The organism is Streptomyces sp. adm13(2018), from assembly GCF_008042145.1.
GTDB lineage: Bacteria > Actinomycetota > Actinomycetes > Streptomycetales > Streptomycetaceae > Streptomyces.
Genome location: NZ_RDBH01000129.1, coordinates 1,710,440 through 1,726,037, shown reverse-complemented (window position 1 = coordinate 1,726,037; position 15,598 = coordinate 1,710,440). Strand labels below are relative to the sequence as shown.

Annotated in this window: 11 protein-coding genes and 2 pseudogenes; 4 read left to right on the top strand and 9 right to left on the bottom strand. The window is 71.4% G+C overall.

What is annotated here, in order from left to right:
* Nucleotides 1–1,716 (top strand): ATP-binding protein (locus EAO70_RS24700; RefSeq protein ID WP_187284006.1); only part of this gene is annotated, 1,716 nt, incomplete at its 5' end.
* Nucleotides 1,717–1,750: 34 nt separating this feature from the next.
* Here EAO70_RS24700 and rpsD read toward each other — a convergent pair.
* The 5 genes from rpsD to EAO70_RS24675 all read right to left on the bottom strand — a co-directional run bounded on the left by rpsD (nucleotide 1,751) and on the right by EAO70_RS24675 (nucleotide 6,963).
* Nucleotides 1,751–2,365, bottom strand: coding sequence for a 30S ribosomal protein S4 (gene rpsD / locus EAO70_RS24695; protein ID WP_024758279.1), 615 nt, complete (start codon nucleotides 2,363–2,365; stop codon nucleotides 1,751–1,753).
* Between the two features lie 392 nt (nucleotides 2,366–2,757).
* The gene (locus tag EAO70_RS24690; protein ID WP_148004966.1) at nucleotides 2,758–4,110 is read right to left on the bottom strand and encodes a replication-associated recombination protein A; all 1,353 of its coding nucleotides are present in this window, start codon (nucleotides 4,108–4,110) and stop codon (nucleotides 2,758–2,760) included.
* A 63-nt stretch (nucleotides 4,111–4,173) separates the two neighbouring features.
* Nucleotides 4,174–4,800, bottom strand: a complete 627-nt coding sequence (locus tag EAO70_RS24685; protein WP_148004965.1) for a vitamin K epoxide reductase family protein — start codon at nucleotides 4,798–4,800, stop codon at nucleotides 4,174–4,176.
* A gap of 173 nt (nucleotides 4,801–4,973) precedes the next feature.
* The gene (hisS, locus tag EAO70_RS24680) at nucleotides 4,974–6,236 is read right to left on the bottom strand and encodes a histidine--tRNA ligase (protein WP_148004964.1); all 1,263 of its coding nucleotides are present in this window, start codon (nucleotides 6,234–6,236) and stop codon (nucleotides 4,974–4,976) included.
* A 10-nt stretch (nucleotides 6,237–6,246) separates the two neighbouring features.
* Nucleotides 6,247–6,963 carry an MBL fold metallo-hydrolase gene (locus tag EAO70_RS24675; RefSeq protein WP_148004963.1) on the bottom strand — a complete coding sequence of 239 codons (717 nt, stop codon included), beginning with the start codon at nucleotides 6,961–6,963 and terminating at the stop codon, nucleotides 6,247–6,249.
* A gap of 162 nt (nucleotides 6,964–7,125) precedes the next feature.
* Here EAO70_RS24675 and EAO70_RS24670 point away from each other — a divergent pair, with 162 nt between their 5' ends.
* Complete coding sequence (locus tag EAO70_RS24670) at nucleotides 7,126–7,929, top strand: peptidylprolyl isomerase (RefSeq protein ID WP_148004962.1); 804 nt, start codon at nucleotides 7,126–7,128, stop codon at nucleotides 7,927–7,929.
* Nucleotides 7,930–8,128: 199 nt separating this feature from the next.
* Nucleotides 8,129–9,358, top strand: a complete 1,230-nt coding sequence (locus EAO70_RS24665) for a DUF349 domain-containing protein (RefSeq protein ID WP_148004961.1) — start codon at nucleotides 8,129–8,131, stop codon at nucleotides 9,356–9,358.
* Nucleotides 9,359–9,432: 74 nt separating this feature from the next.
* Here EAO70_RS24665 and EAO70_RS24660 read toward each other — a convergent pair.
* A pseudogene (locus tag EAO70_RS24660) lies at nucleotides 9,433–11,730 on the bottom strand (RelA/SpoT family protein); the annotation flags it as partial.
* A 74-nt stretch (nucleotides 11,731–11,804) separates the two neighbouring features.
* Between EAO70_RS24660 and EAO70_RS38125 the strand changes: the two are divergent.
* Nucleotides 11,805–11,957, top strand: a pseudogene (locus tag EAO70_RS38125) (adenine phosphoribosyltransferase); the annotation flags it as partial.
* Nucleotides 11,958–12,108: 151 nt separating this feature from the next.
* Here the strand turns inward: EAO70_RS38125 and EAO70_RS24655 are convergent.
* Genes EAO70_RS24655 through secD form a run of 3 tightly spaced genes read right to left on the bottom strand, consistent with a single transcriptional unit; the run spans nucleotide 12,109 to nucleotide 15,525 of the window.
* Entirely contained in the window at nucleotides 12,109–12,660 is a 552-nt protein-coding gene (locus EAO70_RS24655; protein WP_148004960.1) for an adenine phosphoribosyltransferase, read from the bottom strand.
* Nucleotides 12,657–13,736 carry a protein translocase subunit SecF gene (gene secF, locus EAO70_RS24650; RefSeq protein ID WP_148004959.1) on the bottom strand — a complete coding sequence of 360 codons (1,080 nt, stop codon included), beginning with the start codon at nucleotides 13,734–13,736 and terminating at the stop codon, nucleotides 12,657–12,659. Before secF ends, EAO70_RS24655 begins: the two co-directional genes overlap by 4 nt.
* Nucleotide 13,737: 1 nt before the next feature.
* On the bottom strand, nucleotides 13,738–15,525 hold the full coding sequence (gene secD / locus EAO70_RS24645; RefSeq protein ID WP_148004958.1) for a protein translocase subunit SecD: 1,788 nt from the start codon (nucleotides 15,523–15,525) through the stop codon (nucleotides 13,738–13,740).
* Between the last annotated feature and the right edge of the window lie 73 nt (nucleotides 15,526–15,598).

Below are 15,598 nucleotides of genomic sequence, written 5' to 3'. Positions count from 1 at the left end.
TCCGCGGCACTGCCCGGGCCCCCGGTCCTGACGGGCTCCCCCGCCCTCCCCGACGGGGCTCCCGGCCGGGAAGGCCCGGCCGGGAGCCCCGTCGGGGAAGCGGCGGCCGTACGGGAGCTGTGCCGTCGTCTGGACGGCATTCCGCTCGCCCTCGAACTGGCGGCGGGACGGCTGCCGCTGCTCTCCGTGGAGCAGCTGCTGCGGCGCCTCGACGACCGCTTCCGGCTGCTCGCGGACGGCGCGCGCGGGGCGCTCCCCCGCCATCGGACGCTGCGCACCGCCATCGGCTGGAGCCACGAGCTGTGCACTCCGGAGGAACGGCTCCTCTGGGCGCGGCTCTCCGTCTTCCCCGGCGCCTTCGACCTGGACGCGGTGGAGTACGTGTGCGGGGGCCCGGAGCTGCCGCCGGAGCGGATCCTCGACCTGCTCGGCGGGCTGCTCGCCCAGTCGCTGCTCGTCCGGGAGGACGGCCCGGCGGGGACCGCGTACCGGATGCTCGACACGGTCGCGGCGTACGGGGCGGAGTGGCTGGCGGCCCTGGACGACACGGAGCGGATGCGGCGGCGGCACCGCGACTGGTACATGGGCCTCGCCACCTGGTGCGAGCTGGAGTGGTTCAGCCCGCGCCAGCCCGAGGTCGCGGACCTGACGGAGGCCGCGCTCCCCCATCTGCGGGCGGCCCTCGACCTGTGCCTGGAGCTGCCCGACGACGCGCACCTCGCCCAGCACCTGGCCGGCACCCTGTGGTTCGCGTGGGTGGGGTGCGGCCGTCTCTCCGAGGGACGGCACTGGCTGGACCGGGCTCTGGCGCTCGCGTCCGACCACGAGGAGGCGCGGCTCAAGGCGCTGTGGGTGCTCGGGTACGTGGCGGTGCTGCAGGGGGACGGAACGGCGGCGGTGGCCGCGCTGCACGAGTGCGGGGAGCGCGCCGGGACCGCGCGGAACGCGCTGGCGCAGGCCTACGCGACGCATCGGATGGGCTGCCTCGCGCTGCTCACGGACGACATGCCCCGGGCCGAGGAGCTGATCGGGTCGGCACTCGACGCGTACCGGGAACTCGGCGAGCTGAACAGCAACGTGCTGATGGCGCAGGTCGAGCTGGCGATGGCGCGGGCCTTCCTCGGCGACCGCGAGGGGGCGGCTGCGCTCTCCCGGGAGGTCCGCGAGATCTGCGAGGAGCGGGGCGAGCTGTGGACGAAGGCCTACGCCCTCTACGTGCTCGGGTATCTGGCGTGGGACGCGGGCGCGTACGGGGAGGCGCGGGAGCTGCTCACCGCGTGCGTGTCGATCAACGACGGCTTCCGTGACCTGGTCGGGCTCGTGCTCGCGGTCGAGCTGCTCGCCCTGGTGACGGTGAGCGAGGGCGATCCGGTGGAGGCGGCGGTCCTCCAGGGAGCGGCGGTCCCCGTGTGGGACACGGTGGGGGTGCGGCGGTTCGGCTCGGAGGCGTTCGACGTGCCGAGGGCGCTGTGCGCGCGGCGGGCCGAGGAGGCGCTGGGGGCGGAGGCGTACCGAGCCGCGTTCCGGACAGGCCAGGGGCTGTCGGCGGCGGAGGCCGTGGAGCGGGCGCTGCTGGCCGGCCGGAATCCGGCCGTGGGCCGCTCCGCGGAGGAGTCCGCGCCCCGCCCGTTCCGCGCGGCGGGCCCGGCGGGCGTCCCGGGCACGCGGAAGCCCGCCGACTCCCCCACCGGAAAGGGCGGGGAAGCGGCGGGCTGAACACCGCGGGGGTGGTACTACGGTCGCGCCTGGATCAGCGGGCGTAGTACTCGACGACCAGCTGCTCGTCGCAGATGACCGGGATCTCCTTGCGGTTCGGGTCGCGGTCGAGGCGGAAGGCCAGGGCCTTCAGGTTGACCTGCAGGTAGCGCGGGGTCTCACCGTCGGCGGCGAAGCCACCCTCACGGGCGACCTCGAACAGCGGCTTGGTGCGGCTGCGCTCGCGGACCATCACGACGTCGTCGGGACGGACGCGGAACGACGGCTTGTCGACCTTGCCACCGTTGACCTGGATGTGGCCGTGGACGACCATCTGACGGGCCTGGTAGATGGTGCGGGCGATGCCCGAACGCAGGACCAGGGCGTCGAGGCGACGCTCGAGCTCGACGACCAGCGCCTCGCCCGTCTTGCCCTCGGCCTTCTTGGCGCGGTCGTAGGCGCGGGCCATCTGGCGCTCGCTGATGTCGTACTGGGCGCGCAGACGCTGCTTCTCGAGCAGACGGACCTTGTAGTCCGAGTTCTGCTTGCGGCCACGGCCGTGCTCGCCCGGCGGGTAGGGGCGGGCCTCGAAGTACTTGACGGCCTTGGGGGTCAGCGCGATGCCGAGGGCACGCGACTTCTTGACCTTGGGACGGGACTGGTTCGGCATGAACCAACCTCTCTACTGGTACGAAACGGCTTCACCAGGGTTAGGGGAGGTCGCATCCGCAGCCCGGGAAACCCGTCGGGTCCGTACAGGACGGACCGTGCCGGGCAGCCGCTCCCAGGTCTGGGCACATACGTGCAGCACGCGAACGACCCACCGCCGCTCCCGGGATCCCGGGTGGTGGTGGGTGGCACGCGACACCTTCGAAGGTGCGCGACGCTCCTGGATCACCCGCCCGAGGGCGAGGTCTCCGGCTGACTGTCCCGTTCTGGTGGTGCCGACCGGAGCCGGACACGGGACGCAGCGATCCGGACCAGTGTACCCGCTCGGCGGGACGCGCCCGCACGCGGTCCGGGCGGCTCGGAGGCCGGGGAGGAGGGATCAGCCGTCGGCCCTCACTCGCCGCCCTTCAGCCGTGACCGCACCCGGTCCACCACGTCCGCGTACCGCGCCTCCGCGCCGTAGCGGGTGGGCTCGTAGTACTGCTTGCCGTGGATCGTGTCCGGCGCGTACTGCTGGGCGGCGATCCCGCCCGGAACGTCGTGGGGGTAGACGTATCCCTGGGCGTGGCCGAGCTTGGCCGCGCCCTTGTAGTGCCCGTCGCGCAGGTGCGGCGGGACCGATCCCGCGAGGCCGTTGCGGACGTCCGCGAGGGCGGCGCCGATCGCGGTGGTCGCCGCGTTCGACTTCGGGGCCAGGGCCAGGGCGATCGTCGCGTGGCTGAGGGTGAGGGCGGCCTCGGGGAAGCCGATCATCGCGACGGCCTGCGCGGCGGCGACCGCGATCGGCAGCGCGTTCGGATCGGCCAGTCCGATGTCCTCGCTGGCGGAGATCATGAGACGGCGGGCGATGAAGCGGGGGTCCTCCCCCGCCTCGATCATCCGCGCCAGGTAGTGCAGGGCCGCGTCCACGTCCGAGCCGCGGATCGACTTGATGAGGGCGCTGGCGACGTCGTAGTGCTGGTCGCCGTCCCGGTCGTACTTCACGGCGGCGCGGTCGACGGTCTCCTCGACCGTCTCCAGGGTGATCTCCGGCTCGCCCTTGGCGATGGCGGCGCCAGCGGCCGCCTCCAGGGCGGTCAGGGCGCGCCGGGCGTCGCCGCCGGCGACCCGCAGGAGGTGGGCCTCGGCGTCCTCCGGGAGGGTCACGGCGCCGCCGAGCCCGCGCTCGCCGGTGAGCGCCCGGGCCATCAGCCCGCGCAAGTCGTCGTCGGTCAGCGGCTCCAGGGTGAGGAGCAGGGAGCGGGAGAGGAGCGGGGAGATCACCGAGAAGTACGGGTTCTCTGTGGTGGCGGCGACGAGCGTCACCCAGCGGTTCTCGACGGCGGGCAGCAGCGAGTCCTGCTGGGCCTTGGAGAAGCGGTGGATCTCGTCGAGGAAGAGGACGGTCTCCTTGCCGTAGCCGCCGACCGCGCGGCGGGCCCCCTCGATGACGGCGCGGACCTCCTTGACGCCCGCGGTGATCGCCGACAGCTCCACGAACCGCTTGTTGGTCGCCTTGGAGACCACGTACGCCAGGGTGGTCTTCCCGATGCCGGGCGGCCCCCAGAGGATGACCGAGGAGGCGCCGGCGGGACCGCCGTCGCCGTCGCCGACGAGTCGGCGCAGCGGCGAACCGGGCTTGAGCAGGTGCTTCTGCCCCACCACCTCGTCCAGGGTGCGCGGGCGCATCCGGACGGCGAGGGGGCTGCCGGCGGGGTCGTTCTCCTGGCGGTCTTCGGCTGCTGCGGTAAAGAGGTCGGGCTCCACGTCATGAAGCCTAGGACACGCCACCGACAGCGCGGTCCCCGGCGGCCGGGGCCCGGCGGGCGGTCAGCCGGTCCAGAAGTCCCACCAGCGGGTCAGGATCAGCATGCCGATGATCCCGATGTGCAGGACGGGCAGGACCCAGGTGAACTCGTCGAAGAAGGTCCTGAGGCCGCGGGGGGCGGGGACGACACCGCTGCGCACGTTGTGCGAGGTCACGTACCAGAACATGACGATGGTGGCGGCCCAGGCCAGGCAGCACCACAGGCAGAGCGAGTTGATCTCGTACAGCGACTGGTACATCAGCCAGGTGCAGAAGCCGACGCCGAAGAGGGTGCCGGCGTTGAGGCCGAGCCAGTACCAGCGGCGGTAGCGGGCGCCGGCGAGCAGGGCGACGCCGATCGCGATCACCATGGCGTAGGTGACGAGGCCGAGCATCGGGTTGGGGAAGCCGAAGACCGAGGCCTGCTCGCTCTTCATGATGTTGCCGCAGGAGACGATCGGGTTGAGGCTGCACCCGGGGACGAAGTCCGGGTCCTCCAGGAGCTTGAACTTGTCGATGGTGATGACCCAGGCGGCGAGCAGTCCGGCCGCTCCGGTGATCACGAGCAGCCAGGCGAAGGCCCTGCTCGCCCCGATCGTGCCGTCGTGCTGCCGGCCGGACGCGGCCTCGTCCACCGCTGCCTTCGTCATGTCGCCTTTTCCCTCGCTCGCGGGCCTTGTGGGCAGGGGTCATTCTGCCGTACGGGGTGGCGCGCCCACCGTTCGCCGGAGATAAGTGAAGGGGGCGTAAGGGCGGGGAAGCGGCAGGGGCCGGGGCCACGCGTGCGCGTGGCCCCGGCCCCCGCCGTGAAGGAAACGACCCGTCAGACCAGCTTGGCCCGTACCGCGTCGAGCAGCGCGTCCACGGCGACCGCCTGCTGCTCGCCGGACGCCATGTCCTTGAGCTGGACGACGCCCTCGGCCAGGTCGCGCTCACCGGCCACGACGGCGAGCCGGGCGCCGGAGCGGTTGGCGTCCTTCATCGCGCCCTTGAGGCCCTTGCCGCCGAAGGAGAAGTCCGCGGAGACGCCCTCCCGGCGCAGCTCGGTGACCTTGCCGAAGAGGATCCGGCGCGCCTCCTCGCCGATGGCCACGGCGAAGACGCTGGTGACGGCGGGGAGGTCGAGCTCGATGCCCTCGGCCTCCAGGGCGAGGACCGTGCGGTCCACCCCGAGGGCCCAGCCGACGGACGGCAGCGCGGGGCCGCCGATCATCTCGGAGAGGCCGTCGTAGCGGCCGCCGCCGCCGACCGCCGACTGCGAGCCGAGACCGCCGTGGACGAACTCGAAGGTCGTCCGGGTGTAGTAGTCCAGGCCGCGCACCAGCTTGCCGTCGTCCTCGAACTCCACGCCCGCCGCGGTGACCAGGGCGCGCACCTCCTCGTGGTACGCCTTGCACGCGTCGCACAGGTAGTCGCCGAGCAGCGGGGCGCCGACGAGCTGCTTCTGCACGGACTCGCGCTTGTCGTCGAGGACCCGCAGCGGGTTGATCTCGGCGCGGCGCAGGGTCTCCTCGTCGAGGTCGAGGCCGCGGAGGAAGCCCTGGAGCGCCTCGCGGTAGACGGGGCGGCACTCCTTGTCGCCCAGCGAGTTCAGCAGGATGCGGAAGTTCCGCAGGCCCAGCGAGCGGTACGCCTGGTCGGCCAGGATGATCAGCTCGGCGTCGAGCGCCGGGTCCTCGGCACCGATCGCCTCGGCGCCCACCTGGGAGAAGTGGCGGTAGCGGCCCGCCTGGGCCCGCTCGTAGCGGTAGTACGAGCCGGAGTACCAGAGCTTCACGGGGAGGTTGCCCTGCTTGTGCAGGTTGGCCTGGAGCGCCGCGCGCAGCACGGACGCGGTGCCCTCGGGGCGGAGGGCGAGGTGGTCGTTGCCCTTCGTGGTGAGGGTGTACATCTCCTTGGTCACGATGTCGGTGGACTCGCCGACACCGCGGGAGAACAGCTCGACGTTCTCGAAACCGGGGGTCTCGATGTAGCCGTAGCCGGAGTTCCTCAGCGGCGTGGAGATCGCGTCCCGGACCGCCAGGAAGGTGGCGGAGCGGGGCGGGATCAGGTCGTACGTGCCCTTGGGGGCCTGAAAGGTGCTCACGAAAGTCTCGTCACATTCCTCGTCGGGGAGCGTCCGTGCCGCTGCTCCCGTGGTGGCCGGCGGCCACGTCCCGCAGATAGGGGTTCGTGGCGCGCTCCTGGCCGATGGTCGTCTGGGGACCGTGTCCCGACAGCACCACGGTCGAGTTGTCGAGCGGCAGGCACACGCGGGCCAGCGAAGCGAGCATCTCGTCCATGTCACCGCCGGGCAGGTCGGTGCGTCCGATGGAGCCGGCGAAGAGCAGGTCGCCGGAGAAGAACACGGAGGGGATCTCCGCGGTCTCCGGCATCCTGAAGGTCACCGACCCCTTGGTATGACCGGGCGCGTGGGCGACGGAGAAGTCGAGTCCGGCGAGCTTCAGCCCGGCGCCGTCCGTCAGCTCCCGTACGTCGTCGGGCTCTCCCACGGTCAGCTCGCCCATGAGGGGCATCCCGATGGAGCGGCCGAGGGCCTTCTCCGGGTCGCTCATCATGTAGCGGTCGGACGGGTGGATCCACGCGGGGACGTCATGGGCGCCGCAGACCGGGACGACGGAGGCGACGTGGTCGATGTGTCCGTGGGTGAGGACGACGGCGACGGGCTTGAGCCGATGCTTGCGCAGCGTCTCCTCGACACCCTGGGTGGCCTGGTGGCCCGGGTCGATGATCACGCACTCCTCGCCCGCGGCGGGGGCGACCACATAGCAGTTGGTCCCCCAGGCCCCGGCGGGGAACCCGGCAATCAGCACGTTCGTCCTTAGATGTCGTCCGGCAGGGGCCGCGGGATTCGCGGAGAACACGGAATGCGGCAGATCAGAGCCTACCGGCGGTGCCGGTTCCACAGCCAACCCGTATACGGTACGGGCACACCCGGCCAGGACAGGAACAGACGAGCGACAGGAGCGGAACCGGTGGTCACCAGCGATCAGCGGCGGCGGCAGCTTGCCAGGGAGAAGTACGCGCGGCAGCAGCAGCGGCGGGAGGAGACCCGGCGCAGGGCGAAGCGCCGCAACACCGTCGTCGCGGCCTCCCTCGCGGTGGTCCTCGCGGCGGGCGGCGCGGTGTACGCGTCCGTCAAGCTGACGGGCGACGACACCCAGGGCAACGCGGGCCCCGAGAACCCGGCGAGCAGCTCCTCCGGCAGCCCGACGCCCTCCGCGAGCGAGTCGGCGAGCACCGAGCCGAAGATGTCGGTGGACGCCAAGGCCTCGTACACCATGGCGCTGAAGACCAGCGAGGGCGACGTCACGATCACCATGGACGCGGCGAAGACCCCGCGCACGGTGAACTCGTTCTCGCACCTGGCCGCGAAGAAGTACTTCGACGGGACCAAGTGCCACCGCCTCACCACCGGCGGCATCTTCGTGCTCCAGTGCGGTGACCCCAAGGGCGACGGCACCGGCGGTCCCGGGTACACGATCCCGGACGAGAACCTCGACGCCCTGGGCAAGGCGGGCGCGGACGGCACCGTCACCTACCCGGCGGGCACCGTGGCGATGGCCAACACCGGGCAGCCGGGCAGCGGCGGCTCGCAGTTCTTCCTCGTCTACAAGGACACCAAGCTGGCGCCGGGCTACACGCCGTTCGGGAAGATCGACGCGGCCGGCCTCCAGGTGGTCGAGGACGTCGCCGCGGCCGGGGTCGAGGGCGGCGCCGCCGACGGCGCCCCGAAGAAGGCCGTCACCATCGAGAAGGCGACCGTCACGAAGAAGTGAGCCGGGGGTCCGCACGCGCGCGTGACCGCGAATCTCGGTCGCGCTGAGTGCGGACAGCCGGGCCGCGGTTCGCCTAGATTGGCGTTGTGCAGCGTTGTGCCGTCGGCCGCGCTGCGGAAGGCGGGCGAGGCCCGCCGGGAAACTGTGGACGATGCCCGGGGGGTACCACCCCCCGACGGCATCATGGTGAGGAGGCGCTGTGAGCAGCGACCCGTGGGGCCGCGTCGACGAGACGGGCACCGTGTACGTGCGGACGGCCGAGGGCGAGAAGGTCGTCGGATCGTGGCAGGCCGGTACCCCTGAGGAGGCGCTGGCCTACTTCGAGCGCAAGTACGAGGGCCTGGTGGTCGAGATCGGCCTCCTCGAGAAGCGGGTGAAGACCACCGACCTCTCGGCGAAGGACGCCACCGCGGCGATCGAGCACATCCGGCAGCAGATCGACGAGCACCACGCCGTCGGCGACCTCGCCGCGCTCGCGACCCGCCTCGACAAGCTCGTCGAGACGGTCGACTCGCGCCGCGAGGAGCGCAAGGCCCAGAAGGCCAAGCAGACCGACGAGGCGCGCTCCGCCAAGGAGAAGCTCGTCACCGAGGCCGAGGAGCTGGCCCAGAGCGAGCAGTGGCGCTCCGCGGGCGAGCGGCTGCGGGCGCTGGTGGACACCTGGAAGGGTCTCCCCCGGCTCGACCGCAAGTCCGACGACGAGCTGTGGCACCGCTTCTCGCACGCCCGCTCGGCGTTCTCGAAGCGCCGCAAGGCCCACTTCGCCTCGCTGGACGCCCAGCGCGAGGACGCCCGCAAGGCCAAGGAGCGTCTGGTCGCCGAGGCGGAGTCGCTGTCGAACTCCACCGACTGGGGCACCACGGCGGCCCGGTACCGCGACCTGATGACCGAGTGGAAGGCCGCCGGCCGCGCCCAGCGCGAGCACGAGGACGACCTGTGGAACCGCTTCCGCGGCGCCCAGGACGTCTTCTTCGCGGCGCGCGGCGAGGTCTTCGCCGAGCGGGACGCGGAGCAGACCGAGAACCTCAAGCTCAAGGAGGAGCTCGCGACCGAGGCCGAGAAGCTGCTGCCGGTGTCGGACCTGAAGGCGGCGCGTGCCGCCTTCCGCTCCCTCAACGAGCGGTGGGAGGCCATCGGCCACGTCCCGCGTGACGCCCGTCCCAAGGTCGAGGGCCGGATGCACACGGTGGAGCGGGCCATCCAGGAGGCCGAGGAGGGCGAGTGGCGCCGGACGAACCCGGAGGCACGCGCGCGTGCCGCGGGTCTGACCGGCCAGCTCCAGGACGCCGTCGAGAAGCTGCGCAAGCAGATCGACGCGGCCCGCGCCGCCGGCAACGACGCCAAGGCCGACAAGCTCTCCCGCGAGCTGGAGGGCCGCCAGGCCCTGCTCGACCAGGCCATGAAGGGCCTGGAGGAGTTCGGCGGCTGACCGTTCGCCCCGACACGAGGAAGGCCCCCCGGCGCGATGCCGGGGGGCCTTCCTCGTGTCGTCCGTTCCCGCTCCTACGGCCTGCGGGCCGAGGTCACGCGGTACACGTCGTAGACGCCCTCCACTCCCCGCACGGCCTTCAGGACGTGGCCCAGGTGCTTCGGGTCGCCCATCTCGAAGGTGAAGCGCGAGGTGGCCACCCGGTCGCGGGAGGTCTGGACGGCCGCGGACAGGATGTTGACGTGCTGGTCCGAGAGGACCCGGGTGACGTCGGAGAGCAGCCGCGAGCGGTCCAGCGCCTCGACCTGGATGGCGACGAGGAAGACCGAGGACTGGGTGGGAGCCCACTCGACCTCGAGGATGCGCTCCGGCTCGCGGGAGAGCGACTCCACGTTGACGCAGTCGCTGCGGTGCACCGACACACCGCTGCCGCGGGTGACGAAGCCGATGATCGGGTCGCCGGGCACGGGGGTGCAGCAGCGGGCCAGCTTCACCCAGACGTCGTCGACGCCCTTGACGACGACCCCGGGGTCGGCGCTGGAGCGGCGCTTGGAGCGGCCGCGGGCCGGCGGGGCGACCTCCTCGATGTCCTCGGTGGCGGCCTCCTCGCCGCCGAGCGCCTGGACCAGCTTCTGCACGATGGACTGGGCGGTGACGTGGCCCTCGCCGATCGCCGCGTACAGCGAGGAGATGTCGGTGTAGCGCATCTCGTGGGCGAGGGTGACGAGGGAGTCGCCGGTGAGGATCCGCTGGATCGGCAGGTTCTGCTTGCGCATGGCCCGCGCGATGGCGTCCTTGCCCTGCTCGATGGCCTCGTCGCGGCGCTCCTTGGAGAACCAGGCACGGATCTTGTTGCGGGCGCGCGGGGACTTGACGAACCCCAGCCAGTCGCGGGAGGGACCCGCGCCGGCTGCCTTGGAGGTGAAGACCTCGACCAGGTCGCCGTTGTCGAGGGTCGATTCGAGCGGCACGAGCCGTCCGTTGACCCGCGCTCCTATGGTGCGGTGGCCGACCTCGGTGTGGACGGCGTACGAGAAGTCGACGGGGGTCGCGCCGGCGGGCAGCGCGATGACGTCGCCCTTCGGCGTGAAGACGAAGACCTCGTTGCGCGAGAGGTCGAAGCGCAGGGACTCCAGGAACTCGCTGGGGTCCTCGGTCTCCTTCTGCCAGTCGAGCAGCTGACGCAGCCACGCCATGTCGTTGAGGTGGTCGTCCTTGCCGCCCTTCTTCGGGACGTCGGCGCGGACCTTGGAGGCGCCGGCGACGGCCTCCTGCTTGTACTTCCAGTGGGCGGCGATGCCGTACTCGGCGCGCCGGTGCATGTCGAAGGTGCGGATCTGCAGCTCGACGGGCTTGCCGTTGGGTCCGATGACCGTCGTGTGCAGCGACTGGTACATGTTGAACTTCGGCATCGCGATGTAGTCCTTGAACCGGCCGGGGACCGGGTTCCATCGCGCGTGGACGGTGCCGAGGGCGGCGTAGCAGTCGCGCACCGTGTCGACCAGGACGCGGATGCCCACCAGGTCGTAGATCTCCGCGAAGTCGCGACCGCGGACGATCATCTTCTGGTAGACGCTGTAGTAGTGCTTGGGGCGGCCGGTGACCGTGGCCTTGATGCGGGCGGCGCGCAGGTCGGTCTGGACCTCGTCGGTCACTATCGCGAGGTACTCGTCCCGCTTCGGGGCGCGCTCGGCGACGAGCCGGACGATCTCGTCGTACATCTTGGGGTAGAGGATCGCGAAGGCGAGGTCCTCCAGCTCCCACTTGATGGTGTTCATGCCCAGCCGATGGGCCAGGGGCGCGTAGATCTCCAGCGTCTCGCGGGCCTTCTTCTCCTGCTTCTCCCGCTTGAGGTAGCGCATGGTGCGCATGTTGTGCAGGCGGTCGGCGAGCTTGATGACCAGGACGCGCGGGTCCTTGGCCATGGCGACGACCATCTTGCGGACGGTCTCGGCCTGCGCGGCCTCGCCGAACTTGACCTTGTCGAGCTTGGTGACGCCGTCGACGAGCAGCGCGACCTGGTCGCCGAAGTCGCGGCGCAGGGTGTCGAGGCCGTACTCGGTGTCCTCGACGGTGTCGTGCAGCAGGCCGGCCATCAGCGTCGCCGGGTCCATGCCGAGCTCGGCGAGGATGGTGGTCACGGCGAGCGGGTGCGTGATGTACGGGTCGCCGCTCTTGCGCTTCTGGCCGCGGTGCCAGCGCTCGGCGACCTGGTAGGCCCGCTCGACCTGGCGGAGCGTCGCCGTCTCGATCTTCGGGTCGTTGGAGCGGACGATCCGCAGCAGCGGTTCGAGGACCGGGTTGTACGGGGAGGAGCGCTGGACGCCGAGGCGGGCGAGGCGGGCGCGCACGCGGTTGGACGAGCTCATCCGCCGCGCGGGCGCCGMGGKGGCGGGCGTCGCGGTCCTGATGGAGCTCGGTTTCCTGCCGGGCCGGGCCCGGCTGGGCCACCGGCGGTACGGCCGAGGCCTCGATCGAGCTCATCCGCCGCGCGGGCGCCGAGGTGGCGGGCGTCGCGGTCCTGATGGAGCTCGGTTTCCTGCCCGATCGAGCTCATCCGCCGCGCGGGCGCCGCGGCGCCCCGCTCACGGCGCTGATCAGAGCTCGGTTTCCTGCCGGGCCGGGCCCGGCCGCTCCGGGGACTGCACGGCGCCCCGCTCACGGCGCTGATCACCGTCTGACATCGGGCTCCACCCGCACGGGGCGCRCCGGGGAWTCCCCGGYGCGCCCCGTGCGGGTGGAGCCCGATGTCAGACGGTGATCAGCGCCGTGAGCGGGGCGCCGTGCAGGGCGGGCTCCAGCCGGGCCCGGCCCGGCAGGAAACCGAGCTCCATCAGGACCGCGACGCCCGCCACCTCGGCGCCCGCGCGGCGGATGAGCTCGATCGAGGCCTCGGCCGTACCGCCGGTGGCGAGGACGTCGTCGATGACCATCACGCGGTCGCCCGCGTCCAGGTCCTCGGCGTGCACCTCGATCTCGGCGGTGCCGTACTCCAGCTCGTACGCCTGGCGGAGCGTGGCCCCGGGAAGCTTGCCGGCCTTGCGGACCGGGACGAAGCCCAGGCCCGCGCGGACGGCCACCGGGGCGGCCAGGATGAAGCCGCGCGCCTCCAGGCCGACGATCTTCGTCGCGCCGTGCGCGGAGCACAGCGCGGCGAGGGCGTCGGTGAGGGCCGTGAACGCCTCGGGGTCCGCGAGCAGCGGCGTGATGTCCTTGAACAGCACGCCGGGCTTGGGGTAGTCCGGTACGTCGCGGATGCGGCTGAGCAGGAGGGCGGTGACGTCCTGGGCCTCGGCGGTCATCCCCGCTGCTCCGAGGAGCGGCCGCGACGGCTCGCCCGCGGGCCGACGACGGCGATCTCGTTGTCGTCGGCGCGGTCGTCCGCTCCGTCGTACGACTCCCCCTTGGCGGCCGCACCGGCCCGCTTCGCGAGGACGCGCTTCTTCAGGGCCTTGATCGCCGGGTCGCGTTCCTTGAGGTCGGCGACGAGCGGCGTGGCGATGAAGATCGAGGAGTACGCACCGGCCGCGAGGCCGACGAACAGCGACAGCGAGATGTCGTTCAGCATGCCGGCGCCGAGGACGCCGCCACCGATGAAGAGCAGGCCGGCGACCGGCAGCAGCGCGACGACGGTGGTGTTGATCGAACGGACCAGGGTGCCGTTGATCGAGCGGTTGGCCAGCTCGCTGTACGTGAAGCGGGTCTGCTTCGTGATGTCCTTCGTCTGTTCCTTGAGGGAGTCGAAGACGACGACTGTGTCGTACAGCGAATAACCGAGGATCGTCAGCAGACCGATGACCGTACCGACCGTGACCTCGAAGCCGACCAGCGAGTAGATGCCGACCGTGATCGTGAGGTCGTGGATCAGCGCGATGAGCGCCGCGACCGCCATTCTCCACTCGAAGGCGATGGCCAGGTAGATCACCACGAGGATCATGAAGACCCCCAGACCGGTCCAGGCCTTGGTGGCGATCTGCTCACCCCAGCTGGGACCGACGAGCTCCGCCGCGATCTTGTCCTCGGCGACGTTCAGGTCCTTGGCGAGCTCCGTGCGGACCTGGTCGGACTGCGCGGTGTCCAGGCCGCCGACCTGGATGCGGAGGGAGCCGTTGCCGAGCTGCTGGACGATCGCGTCGTGGCCGGAGGCCTCTTCCGCGTACTCCTGGGCCTGGCTGACGGTGACGTCCGACTTCGGGGTCGTGAAGACGGCACCGCCCTGGAACTCGATGCCCATGTTGAGGCCGCGGACGGCCAGGGCGACGATGGCGGTGATGGTGATCAGGATGGACAGGCCATACCAGATCTTGCGGTTGCCGATGAAGTCGTAGCCGACCTCACCACGGTGGAGCCGGGCGCCGAGATCGCCGAGCTTCGACATCTCACGCCTCCTTCGGGTCGACAGGGCCAGCGGCAGAGGCATTGGCGCGGCGGGTGCGGCGCAGCGGCGGCTTGGCGCCGAGCCGCTTCGGGTCCAGGCCGGACCAGGCGTGGCCCTCGCCGAAGAACTTGGTCCGCGCGAGGAGCGTCATGACCGGCTTGGTGAAGAGGAACACCACGACGACGTCGAGCAGGGTGGTCAGGCCGAGCGTGAACGCGAAGCCCTGGACCTTGCCGACGGTGACGATGAAGAGCACGGCCGCGGCCAGGAACGACACGAAGTCGGAGACCAGGATGGTGCGGCGGGCGCGCGGCCAGGCGCGCTCGACGGCCGGGCGGAGCGTGCGGCCCTCGCGGAGTTCGTCGCGGATGCGCTCGAAGTACACGATGAACGAGTCCGCGGTGATGCCGATGGCGACGATGGCGCCGCAGACGGCCGGCAGGTTTAGCGCGAAGCCGATGGCCGGGCCGAGCAGGGCCATGATCACGTAGGTGAGCAGCGCGGAGACGCCGAGGCTCAGGATGGCGATCAGCGACAGGCCGCGGTAGTAGGCGACCAGGTAGATGATGACCAGACCCAGGCCGATGGCGCCGGCGATCAGACCGGCCTCCAGCTGGTCGCCGCCGAGCGCGGCGGTGACCGTGTCGACGCTCTGCGTCTCGAAGGTCAGCGGCAGGGCACCGTACGACAGGATGTTGCCGAGGTCCTGGGCCGACTGCTGGTTGAAGTTGCCGGAGATCTCGGCGCTGGCGCTCAGCGTCTGGCGCACCGACGGGGCCGAGACGACCTCGCCGTCGAGGACGATCGCGAAGCGGTTCTGCGGGTCGGCCTGCGAGGAGAGCTTGCCGGTGATCGCCTGGAACTTCTTCGAACCCGCGTCCGTGAAGTCCATGGTGACGATCCACATGCCGCGCTGCTGGTCGAGCTGGCCCTTGGCGTCGTCGACGTCGCGGCCCTCGACCTCGGCCGGGCCGAGGAGGTACTTCGACCAGACGCCGGGGGCGTCCTCACCACAGGCGACGGTCGGCTCGGTGGGCTTGACGCCCTGCCCTGCGGCGCTGCGCTGCTTGGGGTCGAGGCAGTTCAGGGAGGTGTACTTCTCCTGGAGCGCCGCGGTGGCGGCGTCCGGCGTCGGGGTGGCCGACGGGGTTCCGCTCGCCTTCGGCGTACCACTGGCCTTCGGGGTCCCGGAGGCGCTGCCGGTCGGGGTGGGGCTCGGGGCCTTGAGGGCCTCGGTGAGCGCGCGGCCCTGGGCCGAGCCGGTGGCCGACGGGGTGGCCGGCTTCTCGCCCACGGACGAGCCGGAGGTCGAGGCCGACGGCTTCGGCGTGCCGGAGGGAGAACCGGAGGAACTGGCGCTGGGCGCCGGGGCGGGTCCACCGTTCGTCACCGCGAGAACGGGCCGGAAGTAGAGCTGGGCGGTGGTACCGACCTGCTCCCGGGCCTGCTTCTCGTTCGTCCCGCGAGGGATGTTGACGATGATGTTCTCTTTGCCCTGCGTCTGGACCTCGGCCTCGGAGACACCGAGACCGTTGACCCGGCGCTCGATGATGCCGACGGCGGTGTTCATGTTGGTCTCGTTGACCGCCGACTCCTGGCCGGGCTCGGCCTTGGCCTTGAGCGTGATCGACGTACCGCCGGCGAGGTCGATGCCCAGGCGCGGGGTGGTGTGCCCCGACCAGAACATGCCGCCGGTGAGCGCGACCATGGCGATCAGGATGAGTGCCAGGGCGCGGCCCGGCCGGCTCTGTCCCCCCGCCGGCCTTCGGCCCTTCTTCGGTGCTGCCACCTGTCGTATCTCCCTGTCCAACCGTCCCGCGCCGGGTGTGCGCGGGACGGCCACGAAGTGTGTGTGGGGACCT

Bases quoted from the DNA above. Each gene is read 5' to 3' on its own strand.
- EAO70_RS24655 (WP_148004960.1), bottom strand. From the start codon at position 12,660: ATGACCGCCGAGGCCCAGGACGTCACCGCCCTCCTGCTCAGCCGCATC.
- EAO70_RS24685 (WP_148004965.1), bottom strand. From the start codon at position 4,800: ATGACGAAGGCAGCGGTGGACGAGGCCGCGTCCGGCCGGCAGCACGAC.
- rpsD (WP_024758279.1), bottom strand. From the start codon at position 2,365: ATGCCGAACCAGTCCCGTCCCAAGGTCAAGAAGTCGCGTGCCCTCGGC.
- secF (WP_148004959.1), bottom strand. From the start codon at position 13,736: ATGTCGAAGCTCGGCGATCTCGGCGCCCGGCTCCACCGTGGTGAGGTC.